The sequence below is a fragment of the Agromyces terreus genome, assembly GCF_009749465.1.
Taxonomy (GTDB): domain Bacteria; phylum Actinomycetota; class Actinomycetes; order Actinomycetales; family Microbacteriaceae; genus Agromyces; species Agromyces terreus.
Window position 1 is genome coordinate 436769 of record NZ_WBIS01000002.1, and the last position, 15067, is coordinate 451835.

At 70.5% G+C, this 15067-nt stretch carries 11 protein-coding genes; 8 read left to right on the plus strand and 3 right to left on the minus strand.

The window, feature by feature from the left end:
• The first annotated feature begins 63 nt into the window (after positions 1 to 63).
• Together GQQ92_RS07155 and GQQ92_RS07160 are read left to right on the plus strand one after the other, a co-directional pair.
• Positions 64 to 1566, plus strand: coding sequence for an arylsulfatase (locus GQQ92_RS07155; protein WP_197738129.1), 1503 nt, complete (start codon positions 64 to 66; stop codon positions 1564 to 1566).
• Positions 1567 to 1979: 413 nt separating this feature from the next.
• Positions 1980 to 2933 carry an alpha/beta hydrolase gene (locus GQQ92_RS07160; protein ID WP_232057552.1) on the plus strand — a complete coding sequence of 318 codons (954 nt, stop codon included), beginning with the start codon at positions 1980 to 1982 and terminating at the stop codon, positions 2931 to 2933.
• A gap of 244 nt (positions 2934 to 3177) precedes the next feature.
• On the opposite strand, the gene GQQ92_RS07165 is transcribed toward GQQ92_RS07160, so the two are convergent.
• On the minus strand, positions 3178 to 4530 hold the full coding sequence (locus GQQ92_RS07165; RefSeq protein ID WP_232057553.1) for a TetR/AcrR family transcriptional regulator: 1353 nt from the start codon (positions 4528 to 4530) through the stop codon (positions 3178 to 3180).
• A 139-nt stretch (positions 4531 to 4669) separates the two neighbouring features.
• Between GQQ92_RS07165 and GQQ92_RS16785 the strand changes: the two genes are divergently transcribed.
• Genes GQQ92_RS16785 through GQQ92_RS07175 form a run of 3 tightly spaced genes read left to right on the plus strand, consistent with a single transcriptional unit; the run spans position 4670 to position 7826 of the window.
• Positions 4670 to 5422, plus strand: coding sequence for an MFS transporter (locus GQQ92_RS16785; protein WP_232057554.1), 753 nt, complete (start codon positions 4670 to 4672; stop codon positions 5420 to 5422).
• A gap of 18 nt (positions 5423 to 5440) precedes the next feature.
• A complete protein-coding gene (locus GQQ92_RS16790; protein WP_232057555.1) occupies positions 5441 to 5980 on the plus strand; it encodes an MFS transporter in 540 nt (179 codons plus the stop codon).
• A gap of 4 nt (positions 5981 to 5984) precedes the next feature.
• Entirely contained in the window at positions 5985 to 7826 is a 1842-nt protein-coding gene (locus tag GQQ92_RS07175) for a glycoside hydrolase family 3 protein (protein WP_156998536.1), read from the plus strand.
• A 79-nt stretch (positions 7827 to 7905) separates the two neighbouring features.
• Here the strand turns inward: GQQ92_RS07175 and GQQ92_RS07180 are convergent, their stop codons facing one another.
• Positions 7906 to 8853, minus strand: a complete 948-nt coding sequence (locus GQQ92_RS07180) for a peptidoglycan-binding protein (protein ID WP_197738130.1) — start codon at positions 8851 to 8853, stop codon at positions 7906 to 7908.
• A 136-nt stretch (positions 8854 to 8989) separates the two neighbouring features.
• Between GQQ92_RS07180 and GQQ92_RS07185 the strand changes: the two genes are divergently transcribed.
• Together GQQ92_RS07185 and GQQ92_RS07190 are read left to right on the plus strand one after the other, a co-directional pair.
• Positions 8990 to 9796, plus strand: coding sequence for an alpha/beta hydrolase (locus tag GQQ92_RS07185; RefSeq protein WP_197738131.1), 807 nt, complete (start codon positions 8990 to 8992; stop codon positions 9794 to 9796).
• Positions 9797 to 9888: 92 nt separating this feature from the next.
• Positions 9889 to 12222 carry an arylsulfatase gene (locus tag GQQ92_RS07190; protein WP_156998539.1) on the plus strand — a complete coding sequence of 778 codons (2334 nt, stop codon included), beginning with the start codon at positions 9889 to 9891 and terminating at the stop codon, positions 12220 to 12222.
• Positions 12223 to 12326: 104 nt separating this feature from the next.
• On the opposite strand, the gene GQQ92_RS07195 is transcribed toward GQQ92_RS07190, so the two are convergent.
• On the minus strand, positions 12327 to 13613 hold the full coding sequence (locus GQQ92_RS07195) for an ion channel protein (RefSeq protein WP_156998540.1): 1287 nt from the start codon (positions 13611 to 13613) through the stop codon (positions 12327 to 12329).
• 64 nt (positions 13614 to 13677) lie between these two features.
• Here GQQ92_RS07195 and GQQ92_RS07200 point away from each other — a divergent pair, with 64 nt between their 5' ends.
• Positions 13678 to 15051: a choice-of-anchor A family protein gene (locus GQQ92_RS07200; RefSeq protein ID WP_156998541.1), complete on the plus strand. Its 1374-nt coding sequence runs from the start codon at positions 13678 to 13680 to the stop codon at positions 15049 to 15051.
• Positions 15052 to 15067 lie beyond the last annotated feature (16 nt).

A 15067-nucleotide genomic window follows, 5' to 3' on the forward strand; every position in this document is an offset into this window, starting at 1 on the left:
ATGCTTGACTGGATGCGTACGGGCGACGACGCACGTCCGCCCGGCAGCGACGGAGGGGGATCCGTGTCCGACAAGCCGAACATCCTGATCATCTGGGGCGATGACATCGGCATCAGCAACCTGAGCGCCTATTCCGACGGCCTCATGGGGTACCGCACGCCGAACATCGACCGCATCGCCGACGAGGGCGTGCGGTTCACCGACTACTACGGCGAGCAGAGCTGCACGGCCGGTCGGGCTGCGTTCATCACCGGCCAGAACCCCTACCGCACGGGCCTCACGAAGGTCGGCATGCCCGGCGCCGATCTCGGCCTGCGCGCCGAGGACCCGACGATCGCCGACGCCCTCAAGCACCACGGCTACGCCACGGGCCAGTTCGGCAAGAACCACCTGGGCGACCGCGACGAGTTCCTGCCGACGGCGCACGGGTTCGACGAGTTCTTCGGCAACCTGTACCACCTGAACGCCGAGGAGGAGCCCGAGCACCCCGACTACCCGACCGACGAGGAGTTCCCGGGGTTCAGCGAGAAGTTCCGCCCGCGCGGCGTGATCCACTCGTGGGCGAACGACGACGGCACGCAGCGCATCGAGGACACCGGGCCGCTCACCAAGAAGCGCATGGAGACCGTCGACGAGGAGTTCCGCGACGCGGCCGCGGACTTCATCCGCGCGAAGGCCGACGACGACCAGCCCTTCTTCGTGTGGTTCAACTCGACGCATATGCACTTCCGCACCCACACGAAGGCCGAGAGCAAGGGCCGTGCCGGCCGCTGGCAGTCGGAGTACCACGACACGATGCTCGACCACGACGACGTCGTGGGGTCGCTGCTCGACCTGCTCGACGAGCTGGGCCTGGCCGAGAACACGATCGTCATGTACTCGACCGACAACGGCCCGCACATGAACAGCTGGCCGGATGCGGCGATGACGCCGTTCCGCAACGAGAAGAACTCGAACTGGGAGGGCGCGTACCGCGTGCCCGCGATGGTGCGCTGGCCCGGCCATGTTCCGGCGGGCACGGTGCTGAACGGCATGGTGAGCCACAATGACTGGTTCGTGACCCTGCTCGCGGCCGCCGGCGACGCCGACATCGCCGATCGCCTGAAGGCGGGCACCGAACTGCACGGCACCTCCTTCAAGGTGCACCTCGACGGCCACAACCAGCTCGACTACATCTCGGGCGAGGTCGAGCACAGTCCGCGACGGCACTTCTTCTACTGTTCGGACGACGGCGACCTGACCGCCATGCGGTTCGAGAACTGGAAGGTCGTGTTCCTCGAGCAGCGCGCCGTCGGAACGCTGGCCGTGTGGCAGGAGCCGTACGTGCACCTGCGGTTCCCGAAGCTGTTCAACCTGCGCACCGATCCGTACGAGCGCGCCGACATCACGTCGAACACGTACTGGGACTGGGTGCTCGAGCACATCTTCCTGTTCGTGCCGGCGCAGACGTACGTGGCGAGGATGCTCGAGACGCTCGTCGAGTTCCCGCCGCGCCAGGAGTCGGCCTCGTTCACGATCGACAAGGTCATGGAGCGCCTGCAGGACGCCACCGCCGGCGCATCCTGATCGCCGGCCCCGCCGGTCGAGGAGCGGAGCGTCTCGAGGCCGTTCCGCCGGTCGAGGGGCGGAGCGTCTCGAGACCTGCGTGCTGGGGTCTCGAGACGGCGCTGACGCGCCTCCTCGACCGGCGGTGGGGCTGGTCGAGGAGCGAAGCGTCTCGAGACCTGCGTGCTGGGGGTCTCGAGACGGCGCTGGCGCGCCTCCTCGACCGGCGGTGGGGCTGGTCGAGGAGCGGAGCGTCTCGAGACCGTTCTGCTGGTCGAGGAGCGAAGCGTCTCGAGACCTGTCCGCCCGGGGTCTCGAGACGGCGCTGGCGCGCCTCCTCGACCGGCGGGGTGGCGATCGCGCGCCCGATCGCGCCGGGCGCCACTCGACGGTAGGCTCCGTCGCACCGCAATCCGGCGACGAAGGAGCCTCGCGTGACCGACGCGCCCATGACGATCGACGAGATCGATCCGAGCCTGCACCCCCGCCTGCGTGGCGTGCCCGCGCTCAACCTCGAGAACGCGTTCATGCTCTCGGTCATCGGGCGCGCCTCGCGCCTGCAGCCGGGCGCGAAGGTCGACGGCGTCGAACGCCGGGTCGTGCGCGACGGTTCGGTGCGGGTTCGCGTGTTCACACCGGCCGACCCGAACGGGTCGGCGCTGCTCTGGATCCACGGGGGCGGGCTTGTCCTGGGGTCCGCCGCCGGCGACGACCGCTTCTGCGGGGAGACCGCCCGCGAGGTCGGCGCGGTCGTCGTGTCGGTCGAGTACCGGCTCGCCCCGCGGCATCCGTTCCCCGCGGCGATCGACGACGTGCGCGACGCGTTCGCATGGGTGCAGGCGCACGCCGGCGAACTCGGCATCGACATCGGGCGCATCGCGGTCGGCGGGGCGAGCGCGGGCGGCGGTCTCGCGGCGGCGCTCGTGCAGCGCCTGCACGACGAGGGCGAGACCGTGGCCGCCCAGTGGCTGTTCTGCCCGATGCTCGACGACCGAACGGCCGCCGACCGGAGCCGCGACGCCCGCGCCCACCTCGTCTGGAGCAACCGCTCGAACCTCGTCGGCTGGCGTTCCTACCTCGGGGTCGAGCCCGGGGCGTCCGAAGTGCCCGCGTACGCCGTTCCCGGGCGTCGTACCGACCTCGCCGGGTTGCCGCCCGCATGGCTCACCTGGACCGACCTCGAGCTGTTCGCCGATGAGGACCGCGCGTATGCGCAGGCGCTCGCCGACGCGGGCGTCGACGTGTCGTTCGAGGTCGTCGCGGCTGCGCCCCACGGGTTCGAGGTGTGGGCGTGGCAGACCGAGCTCGCGCAGCGCCTCGTCGTCGGCGCCCGCGCGTGGCTGTCGCAGCAGCTCGTGGCTGGCGCACCGCTTCCGCCCGTCGAGTAGGGAGAGCCCGCCGGTCGAGGAGCGGAGCGTCTCGAGACCCGAGCGCTGGGGTCTCGAGACGGCGCTGGCGCGCCTCCTCGACCGGCGGGCGCTGGCGCGCCTCCTCGACCGGCGGGGGAGTGAGACCGTTCTGCCGGTCGAGGAGCGAAGCGTCTCGAGACCTGCGTGCTGGGGTCTCGAGACGGCGCTGGCGCGCCTCCTCGACCGGCGGGGGCTGGCGCGCCTCCTCGACCGGCGGGGACGGCTACTCGGCCGGCGGTGCGAAGCGCGTGAAGCGCGCGAGATGCGCCTCGAGGTGGTCGGCCACGTCGATCGTCTCGGGGTCGTAGAGCCACTGGAGCTGCAGGCCGTCCCACAGCGCGATGAACCAGATCGCCTCGAAGAGGGGGTCGAACCCGGCGTCGGCGGGCCGAACCGCGAGCGAGAAGAGTTCGGTGAACTGCTCGACGGCGTTCGCGAAGCGGGCGCGGAAGTACTCGTGCCCTGGATGGGTCGGGGCCGCCGCCTCGGCCGAGAGCACGGCGTAGAGCTCGATGAGTCCGGCCTCGTGCTCGGCGTTCAGGCGGGCGTGCCGGGGGATGTCGTGCAGGAACGCGCTAGGAGTGCCGCCCGCTTCGGCGGCGATGCGCTCGTCGATCGTGGCGTCGCGGTGGGCGATCACGGCGGCGAGCAGGTCGTCCTTGCTCGAGAAGTGGTGCAGCAGCGTGGACTTGCCGATGCCCGCGTGCTCGGCGATCTCGCGGAGGCTCGTCGCGTGGAAACCGCGTCGCGCGAACAGCGTCGACGCGTCGGCCACGATCTGCGCGCGGCGGGCCCGGCCCGGCGCGTATCCGGCCTCGGGTTCGGGCGAGGCGTGCGGCGTGAACGGTGCAGGCGAGGGGCGGTCGACGACGGATGCCTCGGACGCGCCGGCCGTGCCCGGCCCAGACGCCCCCGGGCCCAGGCCGCCCGGGCCGCCCGCCTCGCCCGCACCGGGCCCGGTGCGGAGCCCGTCGAGGTGCCGGTCGAGCATTGCGGGGATGTCGACGAGGTCGGGCAGGTAGAGCGAGATGAGCTGCAGTCCGTCCCAGGCGGCTGAGAGCCGGACGGTCTCGCCGACGGCATCCGTGTCGCGCGGCAGGTCGCCGGCCGTGATGGCGGCTCGGAACATCGCCGACGACCGGGCGCGCAGTTGGGCGTGGCGCTCGCGGAAGTGCACGTGCGCGGGGTGGGACGCGCTCGTCGCCTCCCCGGCGAGGGTGGTGAAAAGTGGGATGTAGCCGTCGATGGCCGCGTTGCGCCGGGCGACGTCACCGAAGATGCGCACGTCTTCGGCGCGGCCGTATCGCGACTCGATCTCGGCCTCGGTGATTGCCGAGAACTCGGTCACGACCACCTCGAGGATCTCGTCCTTCGACGCGAAGTGCCGGATGACGCCGGGGTGCGACAGTCCCGCCTCGGCGGCGATGTCGCGCATCGAGACCGCGCCGAATCCCCGTTCGACGAAGAGACGGGATGCCGCGGCCAGGATGCCCGCGCGGGTGCGGGCGGCGGCGGCGGCCCGGGAGGTCGGCGCAGCAGCGTCGGCTGCGGCATCCGCCGTCATCACCTGCTCCATGCAGACCCCCGAGTCCCGTTCCGAGCCATCCTCTCACACGGAAGTTACCACTCGTTCGATTTTCAGTTACCACTCGGTCTGGATTCGTGTATTCTCATGCGAGAGCCGAAGGCGGCTCGGTTTTCGTGGAAGGAAACTCATGACAGAGTCGTCACTCACCGACACGGTGGCCCCCGGCAGCACGCTCCCCGCAGACAGCACCGGCGCCGCCGGCGTCTCGGGCAAGGCGCCGAAGGGGTACATCCCCACCCTCGCGCTCTCGAACTTCGGCCTCTACATGGCCCTGCTCACCCCGGTGCTCGTCTCGCTCGCCTTCAAGGTGCAGCACATCACCGACTCGCCCGAGCAGGCCACGAACGCGCTCGGCCTCATCATGGGCGTCGGCGCGCTGTTCGCCCTCGTCTGCAACCCGCTCGTCGGGCGTCTCTCCGACCGCACGGTCTCGCGCTTCGGCATGCGACGCCCGTGGATGCTCGGGGGCGTGCTCGTGGGCCTTGCCGCGTTCGCGCTCATCGGCGTCGCGACCGACGTCTGGGTCGTGCTGCTCGGCTGGTGCGTCGTGCAGGCCTCGCTGAACGGCGTGATGGCCGCCTCGACCGCGACCGTGCCCGACCAGGTGCCGGTCAATTCGCGCGGCAAGGTCTCGGGCATCATCGGCCTCACGACGCCCCTCGGCATCCTCGGCGGCAGCTTCCTCGTGAACTTCCTGCACGACGACCTCACCCGCTTCGTCGTGCCCGGCCTCATCGCCGCGGTGTTCGTCGCGATCTTCGTCTTCACGCTGAAGGACCGCGTGCTCACCGAGAAGCCCGCCGAGCGCTACGGCGTCAAGGAGTTCTTCGGCTCGTTCGTCTTCAATCCGCGCAAGCACCCCGACTTCGGCTGGACCTGACTCACGAAGTTCCTCATCATGTTCGGCTACGCCGGCATCGCGACCTTCCTGCCCTTCTACCTGACCGAGCAGTTCGGCCTCAGCGAGCAGGACGCGATCGGCACGATCCTCATGGCGAACCTCGCGTCGATGGCCGCGATGGCGCTCTCGGGCCCCATCGGCGGCATCCTCTCCGACAAGCTCGGCAAGCGCCGCCCGTTCGTGGCCGTCGCCGGCGGCGTCATGGTGCTCGGCCTCGTGATCCTCGCGTTCGCTCCGAGCATCCCGATGGTGCTCGTCGCCCAGGCCGTCATCGGCTTCGGCGCCGGCTCGTTCATGTCGGTCGACACCGCGCTCGCCACCCAGGTGCTGCCCAACCAGAAGGACACCGCGAAGGACCTCGGCGTGCTGAACATGGCGAACGCCCTGCCGCAGTCGCTCGCCCCCGTGGTCGCTCCGGCCATCATCGCCTTCGGTGCCACGACCTCCTTGGGCGGTTACAGCACCTTCTACCTCTTCGGCGCCCTCGTGGCCCTCGCCGGCGCCGTGCTCGTCTACCGAATCAAGGGAGTGAAGTAACCACATGACCGACACCATCGAGAGCACGGATGCCGCGGCATCCGCTTCGACCGAGGCATCCGCTTCGACCGAGGCATCCGTCGACCCGACCTACCGCGACGCCTCGCTGCCGATCGAGGAGCGCGTCGAGAACCTGCTCGGCCAGATGACCCTGCAGGAGAAGGCCGGGCTCTTCTTCCAGACCATGATCGCGATGAGCCAGGACGGCGAGCTCGCCCAGGCCGACCCGTCGTTCGGCCTGCCCTCGAACGAGGAGCAGGTCATCGGCAAGGGCATGACGCACTTCAACGTGCTGGGATCCGCTCCCTCGGGCGAGCTCATGGCGCAGTGGCACAACGCGCTGCAGGAGCTCGCCGCGTCGACCCGGCTCGGCATCCCGGTGACGATCTCGACCGACCCCCGCCACTCGTTCAGCGACAACCCCCTCGCGGGCATGCTCGCCGGCCCGTTCTCGAGCTGGCCCGAGACGATCGGCCTCGCGGCGATCCGCGACGAGGCGCTCGTCGAGCGCTTCGGCGACATCGCCCGCCAGGAGTACACGGCCGTCGGCATCCGCGTCGCGCTGCACCCGCAGATCGACCTCGCCACCGAGCCGCGGTGGGGCCGTCAGGTCGCCACGTTCGGTGAAGACGCCGAGCTCACCGGCAAGCTCGGAGCCGCCTACATCCGCGGCTTCCAGGGCGAGTCGTTCGGGCCGGGCTCGGTGTCGACCATGACGAAGCACTTCCCGGGCGGCGGCCCGCAGATGGACGGCGAGGACGCGCACTTCGCGCACGGCCGCGAGCAGGTCTACCCCGGCGGCGCGTTCGAGCTGCACCTGAAGCCCTTCGAAGACGCCTTCGCCGCGGGCACCCGCCAGATCATGCCGTACTACGGCATGCCTGTCGGCACCGAGTACGAGGAGGTCGGCTTCGGCTTCAACAAGTCGGTCATCACGGGCCTGCTGCGCGAGCGCTACGCGTTCGACGGCATCGTCTGCACCGACTGGGGTCTCATCAGCGACGCCGAGATCTTCGGCGAGCCGTTCCCGGCGCGCGCCTGGGGCGTCGAGCACCTGACTCCGCGCGAGCGCGTCATCAAGGTGCTCGAGGCCGGCGTCGACCAGTTCGGCGGCGAGGCGATCCCCGAGTTGCTCGTCGAGCTCGTCGAGTCGGGCGAGGTCAGCGAGGCACGGCTGGATGTCTCGGCACGACGGCTGCTGCGCGAGAAGTTCGTGCTCGGGCTCTTCGACCAGCCCCTCGTCGACGTCGAGCACGCGGGTCGGGTCGTCGGCTCCGACGAGTTCGTCGCCGCGGGCGAGGCCGCGCAGCGCGCCTCGATCACGGTGCTCACGAACACGGCGACGGATGCCGGCACCCCGGTGCTGCCGTTCGCCCCGGGTCTGAAGCTCTACGTCGAGGGCATCGCGCCCGAGGTCGCCGCCGAGTACGGCACTCTCGTCGAGACCCCGGCCGAGGCGGATGTCGCGGTGATCCGCACGCACGCACCGTTCGAGGTGCGCTCGTCGACGTTCGAGAACTTCTTCCACCAGGGGTCGCTCGACTTCACCGACGAGGCCCTGGGGCACCTGCGCGAGGTCGCAGCCGCCGTGCCGACCGTGGTGGACGTGCACCTCGACCGCCCCGCGATCCTCACCCCGTTCGTCGCCGACGTCGCGGCGATCGTCGCGAACTACGGGGCCAGCGCGAAGGCCCTGCTCGACGTGCTCACCGGTGCGGCCGCCCCCCTCGGCAGGCTGCCGTTCGACCTGCCGTCGAGCATGGCCGCCGTCGAGGCGAGCCGCGAGGACGTGCCGTTCGACACGAAGGACCCGCTGTTCCGCTTCGGCCACGGGCTGAGCCTGTAGGACGACATGACGGCGGCCCCGCGGCATCCGATCGGATGTCGCGGGGCCGCCGTGCTTCCCGCGTGTGCGGGCGAGCCGATCAGTTGCCGTTCGTGCTCCAGTGCCACTTCTCGGAGGGCAGGTTCTTCAGGCCGTACTTGCCGGCGTTCGCCTTCAGCCAGTTGAACGCGGCCGTCGTGAGGCTCGCGCCCTTCGAGTTGAAGTCGATCGCGAGGCCGCGCTCGTGCATCGAGCGGCCGGGGATCGCCGTGGGCGGGCTGCACTGCGACGACGGCATCTCGTAGATCGCGTAGTGCGAGGTGCCGCAGTGCTGCTTGCGGAGCTCGATCTGCTGCGCGTTGGAGCGGTACGACCAGCCGCCGAGGGTGTACCCGGCCGCGTTCGCCGCGGTGAGCAGCTTCGACAGGTTCGACGACAGGCACTTGTGCACGCGGAACGAGTATCCGCCGGGGCCCTTGACGACCGTGGTCGCCGACTCCGCAACGGGGCCGGTCACCTTGGCGCAGTCGGTCGGGACGACGACCGCGGACGCCTTGCCCGACGCGAGGTAGCGCCAGGTGTTCGGGCCGACGATGCCGTCGGCGGTGAGGCCGACCGACTTCTGGAACGCGACGGCCGCGCTCTTCGTGGCCGCGCCGAAGGACCCGTCGACGCCGAGCTTGTAGCCGTACTTGTTCAGCAGGGTCTGCGCCGCCCGCACGTCGTTGCCCGAGCTGCCCGACTTGACCGTCGCGCTCGTGAGCTGCGGCCAGGTGCCGGCGCCGACGATGCCGTCGGCCGTGAGCTTGCGGCTCTTCTGGAAGGCGACGACCTTCGCCTTGGTGCCCGAACCGAACACGCCGTCGGCCGTGGTGGCGTACCCGCGCGCGGTCACGAGGTACTGCACCGCCTTGACGTTGGCGCTCGTCTGGCCGCTCTGGACCACCGGCCAGGCGTTGGGGGCCGCCATGGCGGGGGCCGCCCCGGCCGTCAGGCCGATGCCCGCCATCATGAGTGTTGCGAGCAGTACCGCCGCAATGCGTTTCACTGGAATTCCTCCGTGCGTCGTTGGTGCCGAAGCGGCGCCCGAGCGGCGCCGGAGGTGAGCGTATTGGCGCGACCCGCCGAGGTGAATGGGCAGCGGTACCCATGCGCTGCGGGCGCCGCGATGGCAGGATCGTCGCGTGCCTGAACTCGTCTTCGCCGAGCCCGGCGGCCGTCCGCTGCGGCTCGACCTCCACCTGCCGGGGTCGTCGCTCGCGGGCCCCGTGCCGGTGATCGTGTTCGTGCACGGCGGCGGCTGGAATTCGGGCACGCGCCACGAGTTCGGCCCCGAGGTCGACCGCGCGTTCGAGCGCATGGTCGACGCCGGCCTCGCCGTGGCCTCCGTCGAGTACCGGCTGAGCGATGAGGCGATCTTCCCCGCGCAGGTCGACGACGTCGTCGCCGCGTTGCGTTGGATCGCCGCATCGGGTTCGGAATTCGGGCTGGACGCCGCGCGGGTCGTGCTCTGGGGCGAGTCCGCGGGCGCGGCGCTCGCCGCCCTCGCGGCGTTCCGAGCGGATGCCCCGGTGCTCGGCGTCGTCGACTGGTACGGCCCGACCGACCTGGCCGCACTCGGGGCCGACCTCGACCGGCTCGACGACCCCGACTGCGCCGAGGGGCGGCTGCTCGGCGGAACGATCGCCTCGCGCCCCGAGGCCGCGGTCGAGGCATCCGCAGCCCTTCAGGTCGCCGGGGCCGTCGCCGCGGGTCGCCCGCTGCCCGCGTTCCTCATCGCCCATGGAACGGCGGATGCCTCGGTGCCGGCGTCGCAGGCCACGGCCCTCGCCGACGCCCTCCGGCAGGCCGGCGGCGAGGTCGAGCTCGACCTCGTCGAAGGCGCCGGACACCGGTGGGAAACCGAGCCCGGACGCACCCCTCCCGTCGACCGCGACGGCATCTTCGAGCGGGCGCTCCGGTTCGCGCTGGAGCGACTGTACGTTCGCTGAACGATCCCGACGCGCCCTTCCACGCCGCGAACCGGCGGCGATAGGTTGGGCGGGGGCGATGGGTGCCCCCACGGATCAAGAGGGGTTGGCCGATGTCGGAAGAACGCGCGCCGTTCGCTGGAACCATCAAGCTGGATGTTCGGGATTCGGTTCCCGACTGGAAGCCGTTCGAACTGAAACGCGCCCCCGAAGGCGCACCGAACGTGCTCGTCGTGCTCTACGACGACACCGGGATGGCCTCGTGGTCGCCCTACGGCGGCCGCATCAACATGCCGACGATGGATCGCCTGGCGGCAAACGGGCTCACCTACACGCAGTGGCACACCACCGCGCTGTGCTCGCCGACCCGGTCGACCTTCCTCACGGGGCGCAACCACCACGCCAACGGCATGGGCGTGATCATGGAGGGCACCAACGGGTTCCCGGGCTTCTCGGGCCGCATCCCTGAAGAGTGCGCGAGCATCGGCCACATCCTCCAAGACAACGGCTACTCGACGTTCTGGCTCGGCAAGAACCACAACGTCCCCGAAGAGGACGTCTCCAGCGGCGGCAGCCGCTCGCAGTGGCCGCTCGCCATGGGCTTCGACCGCTTCTACGGGTTCCTCGGCGGCGAGACGAACAACTGGTACCCCGACCTCGTCGAGGACAACCACTTCATCGAGCAGCCCTACTCGCCCGACGAGGGCTACCACCTCTCGAAGGACCTCGCCGACCAGGCGCTCAAGATCCTCCGCGACCAGCAGTCCTCCAACCCGTCGAAGCCCTGGTACATGTGGTTCTGCCCCGGGGCGAACCACGCACCGCACCACGCGCCCGAGGAGTACATCGCCAAGTACGAGGGCGCCTTCGACGACGGCTACGAGGCCTACCGCGAGTGGGTGCTCCAGCGCATGATCGACCGTGGCGTCATGCCGGAGGGAACCGCGCTCACCCCGTTCAACCCGCTGCCCGACGACGTGTCCAATGCCGCCGACTACGTGAAGCCGTGGGACTCCCTCAGCGACGACGAGAAGCGGCTCTTCTCGCGCTTCGCCGAGGTCTTCGCCGGGTTCAGCGAGTACACCGACGCCCAGGTCGGCCGCGTCATCGACTATCTCGAAGAGACAGGGCAGCTCGAGAACACCATCGTGTTCTACTGCGCCGACAACGGTGCCTCCGGCGAGGGCAGCCCCGACGGCTCGGTCAACGAGAACAAGTTCTTCAACGGCTACCCCGACGACCTCGCCGAGAACCTCGCGATGCTCGACAAGCTCGGCTCGCCCGACACCTACAACCACTACCCGACCGGGTGGGCGGCCGCGTTCTCGACGCCGTTCCAGATGTTCAAGCGCTACAGCCAGTTCGCGGGCGGCACCTGCGACCCGATGGTCATCTCGTGGCCCAAGGGCATCACGGCCAAGGGCGAGCTGCGCCACCAGTACCACCACTCGACCGACGTCGTCGCGACCATCCTCGACGTCATCGGCATCGAGATGCCCGACGTGTACCGAGGCGTGAAGCAGCGGCCGCTCGACGGCGTCTCGATGCAGCCGAGCTTCGACGCGCAGCCAGACGGGCCGACGAACAAGAAGGTGCAGTACTACTCCATGCTCGGCACGCGCGGCGTCTGGGCGGACGGGTGGAAGGCCGCGGCCATCCACGCGCCCATCAGCGGCAAGGGGCACTTCGACGACGACCGTTGGGAGCTGTACCACGTCGATGTCGACCGCTCGGAGTCGAAGGACCTCGCGGCCGAGCACCCCGAGAAGCTCAAGGAACTCGTCGACCTGTGGTTCAGCGAGGCTGAAGACAACCACGTGCTGCCGCTCGACGACCGCGTCGCGCGCGAACAGCTCACGATCGAGCGACCGCAGGCCGAGGCTCCGCGGACGCGCTACGTGTACTACCCCGACACGGTCGCCGTTCCCGAGAGCGTCGCCGTGAACGTGCGCGGCCGCTCGTACAAGATCATCGCCGACGTCGTCCTCGAAGCGGATGCCGCGGGCGTGATCTTCGCGCACGGTTCCCGTTTCGGCGGCCACGCGCTGTTCATCAAGGACGGCAGGCTGAACTACGTCTACAACTTCCTCGGCATCCCGCCCGAGCAGACGTTCACCTCCGAGGCGCTCTCGGCCGGGCCGCACACGCTCGGCATGGAGTTCACCCGCGAGAGCGCCGGCGAGCACGGCGAGTCCGTCGGCACGTGCAAGCTCTACGTCGACGACGAGGTCGTCGCCGAGGGACCGATGCGCGCGCAGATCGGCAAGTTCACCCTCTGCGGCGACGGCCTCTGCGTCGGCTACGACAGCGCCGACACGGTCAGCCGGCAGTACACCAACCCGTTCCCGTTCTCGGGCGGGCAGCTGCTCGGCGTGGCCGTCGACGTCAGCAAGGAGCAGTACCTCGACCTCGAACTCGAGGCCGCGGCGATGCTCTCCCGCGAATAGCGGGCCGGCGTGAGCGGGCACGGTCGCGGGTCGCGGCCGTGCCCGCTCTTCGCTGCCCGCGACCGATCGGCGTCAGCGGCGGTCGGGGTCAGCGCCGGTCGTGGTCAACGGCGGTCGGGGTTCATCACCGAGACGCCGGCGCTCGGGGGCGAGACGACGAGCTCAGGGGCCTTCGTGACGAGGAGCCAGACCGGCAGCACGATGAGGCACATCGGGGCCAGCACCGTCACGTCGCCCACGAGCGCGGCGCCGATGAACAGCGCCAGCCAGCCGTCGCGCGTGGCCGCGAGCGTGATGCCCATGACGCCGCAGGCGACGGCGAGCGAGATCGGCAGGTCGGGCAGCAGGGCGTAGCCGAGCAGGCCGAGCGCGGTGCCGACGAAGACGACCGGGAAGATGCGGCCGCCCCGGAACCCCGCGCTCGCCGCCACGAGCAGGGCGACGATCTTGATGCCGGCGAACGCCGCGAGCTGGCCGGGGGAGTACGCGTCGGGGTTCGTCAGCAGCTCCCCGGTCTCCTCGAGCCCTTTGAAGAGGGTGATCGGCCCGCCGAGGATGCCGAGGACGCCGAGCACCATGCCGCCGAGCGTCGTGAAGATCAGCGGGTTGCCGAGCGCGTGGAACGTGCGGTGCACGTAGGGGAACGCCCAGGCGGCCGCGATGCCGAGCAGGGCGGATGCCGCGGCGACGACGAGTCCGGTGAGGAGGAACACGGGCTGCAGTTCGCCCATCGGCTCGAGCGGGAACGACGGCTTCGATCCGCCGAGGAGGTCCATCGTCGCGGCCCCCGCTCCGGCCGCGGCCAGCGGCAGGAACAAGCGGTCCCAGAGCGAGCCGCCCTTCAGGGCGCCCACCATGCCGGTGAACACGAGCGCCGCCGCGACCGGCGTGCCGAACAGGGCGCCGATCGTTCCGGCGATGGCCAGCGCCGCGATCTGCTCGGGGGGCACCTTCGCGAACCGGGCGAGCAGCGCCATCGAGAGCGCGGCGTTGATGGCGATGATAGGGTTCTCGGGGCCGAGGCTCACACCGCCCGCGAGGCTCAGCACGACGACGATCGTGAGCGACGGCAGTGCTTTGAGCCCCGGGAACGGGCCCGAGAGCTCGGTCGTGGCGGAGTCCTGGCCCGCGTGGCCGGGCATCAGCCACACGACGGCCCCGACGACCGCGCCCGTCAGGGTGAGCACGGTGAAGATCCACCACGGCGTCGCCTCATCGGCGCCGAAGGTCGCGGGGAGCGTGGTCCAGAGGAAGCCTTGGAGCAGCTCGGCCAGTCCGCTCACCGACCACAGCACGAGCGCCGATCCGATGCCGATCGCGATCGCTGGGATTGAGAGAAGCGCCAACTGCCGCACGGTCGGCCCCGCGGGCACCTGCTCGGTCGAGTCCATAGGCCCATGTTGGCACGCACGGTAGACTGCCGTCAGACCCGACCCGACCCTTTCGGAGGACCACGTGACCGCGCGTACCCGCAATGCATCTCGACGCGTCCGCGTTGCCAAGCTCGCGTCCGGTGCGACCATCGGGCTGGCCGGCGTCGCGCTCGTGATCGGCTCGATCCCCTCCGCGTTCGCGGTGCAGGTCGACGGCAACACCCCGCTCGACCCGTGCCTCGGCACGCAGTGCCCGCCCGCCTGGTCGGAGCCGAACAACGGCGGGGTCGTCGGCTTCGACGACGGCGTGAACGTCTTCGTCGGCGGCGACTTCTCGGCGGAGCCCTCCGCGGCCGAGACCGAGGGCAACCTCGTCGTGCTCGGCGACGCGACCTTCGACTCGCCCGGCTCGTACAACCTCGGCGTCGCCGGCGTCGGTTCGCGGGTTCCGCCGCCCAGCGGCTCGACGATGCTCACGGTCGGGGGCGACCTCGACATCGCCGCCGGCACGAACCTCATCGTCGGCGGCGACACCGGGTTCCCCGACTTCACGCCCATCGTCGGCAACGTCGAGTACGGCGGCACGCTCACCGGCACCCCCTCGGTGCTCGCGGGGGCCACGGTCGAGCAGGGCGACGGCGCCGCAGCCTTCGCCGACCGCGTCGCGAACATCACCGCGCTCTCGCAGTGCCTCGCCCAGAAGCCCGCGACCGGCACGGTGATCGTCGCCGACGGCACCGCCACCTTCACGGGCGACGGCACGAGCGACCCGCAGGTCTTCTACGTCGACGGCTCGCTCACCACCGGGCAGATCGCCGTCGCCAGCTCCGGCATCCCGGCCGGCGCGACGATGATCATCAACGTGACCAGCACGAACCCGGTGATCCAGGTCAACAGCTGGTTCAACAACGGATCCAACGCGTTCGACCCGCTGGCGACCCAGTACATCCTGACGAACATCCCGAACGCGACGACCGCGACGATCTCGGGCGGCGCCCAGTACCCGGGCTCCATCCTCGTCGGCAACCCCGCGAGCGTCACCACGATCTCGATCGCCGGCACCAACGGCCGCATCGAGGTCGCCGGCGACCTGATCCACCAGTCGCCGCCCAGCTCGTCGACGGGTGTCGAGCTGCACGCGTACCCGTTCAGCGGCACTGCCACGTGCGACACCCCGACCACGCCGCCGACGACCACGACGGCGCCGCCGACCACGACGACGCCCACGACGCCGCCGCCCACCACGCCGACGCCGACGACCGAGCCGCCCACGACGCCGCCGGCGACACCCACCGTGACGCCCACGCCGACCTCTTCGTCGACGCCGACGCCCACGCCGGCGCCCGCCGACCTGGCCGAGACCGGTTCGCCCGCCGGAGCCATGATGGCGGTCGGCGCCGCGCTGATCGGCGTCGGAGCGGTCACCGCGTTCACCGCACGTCGCCGCCGGGCCTGATGAGGCATGCTCCCGC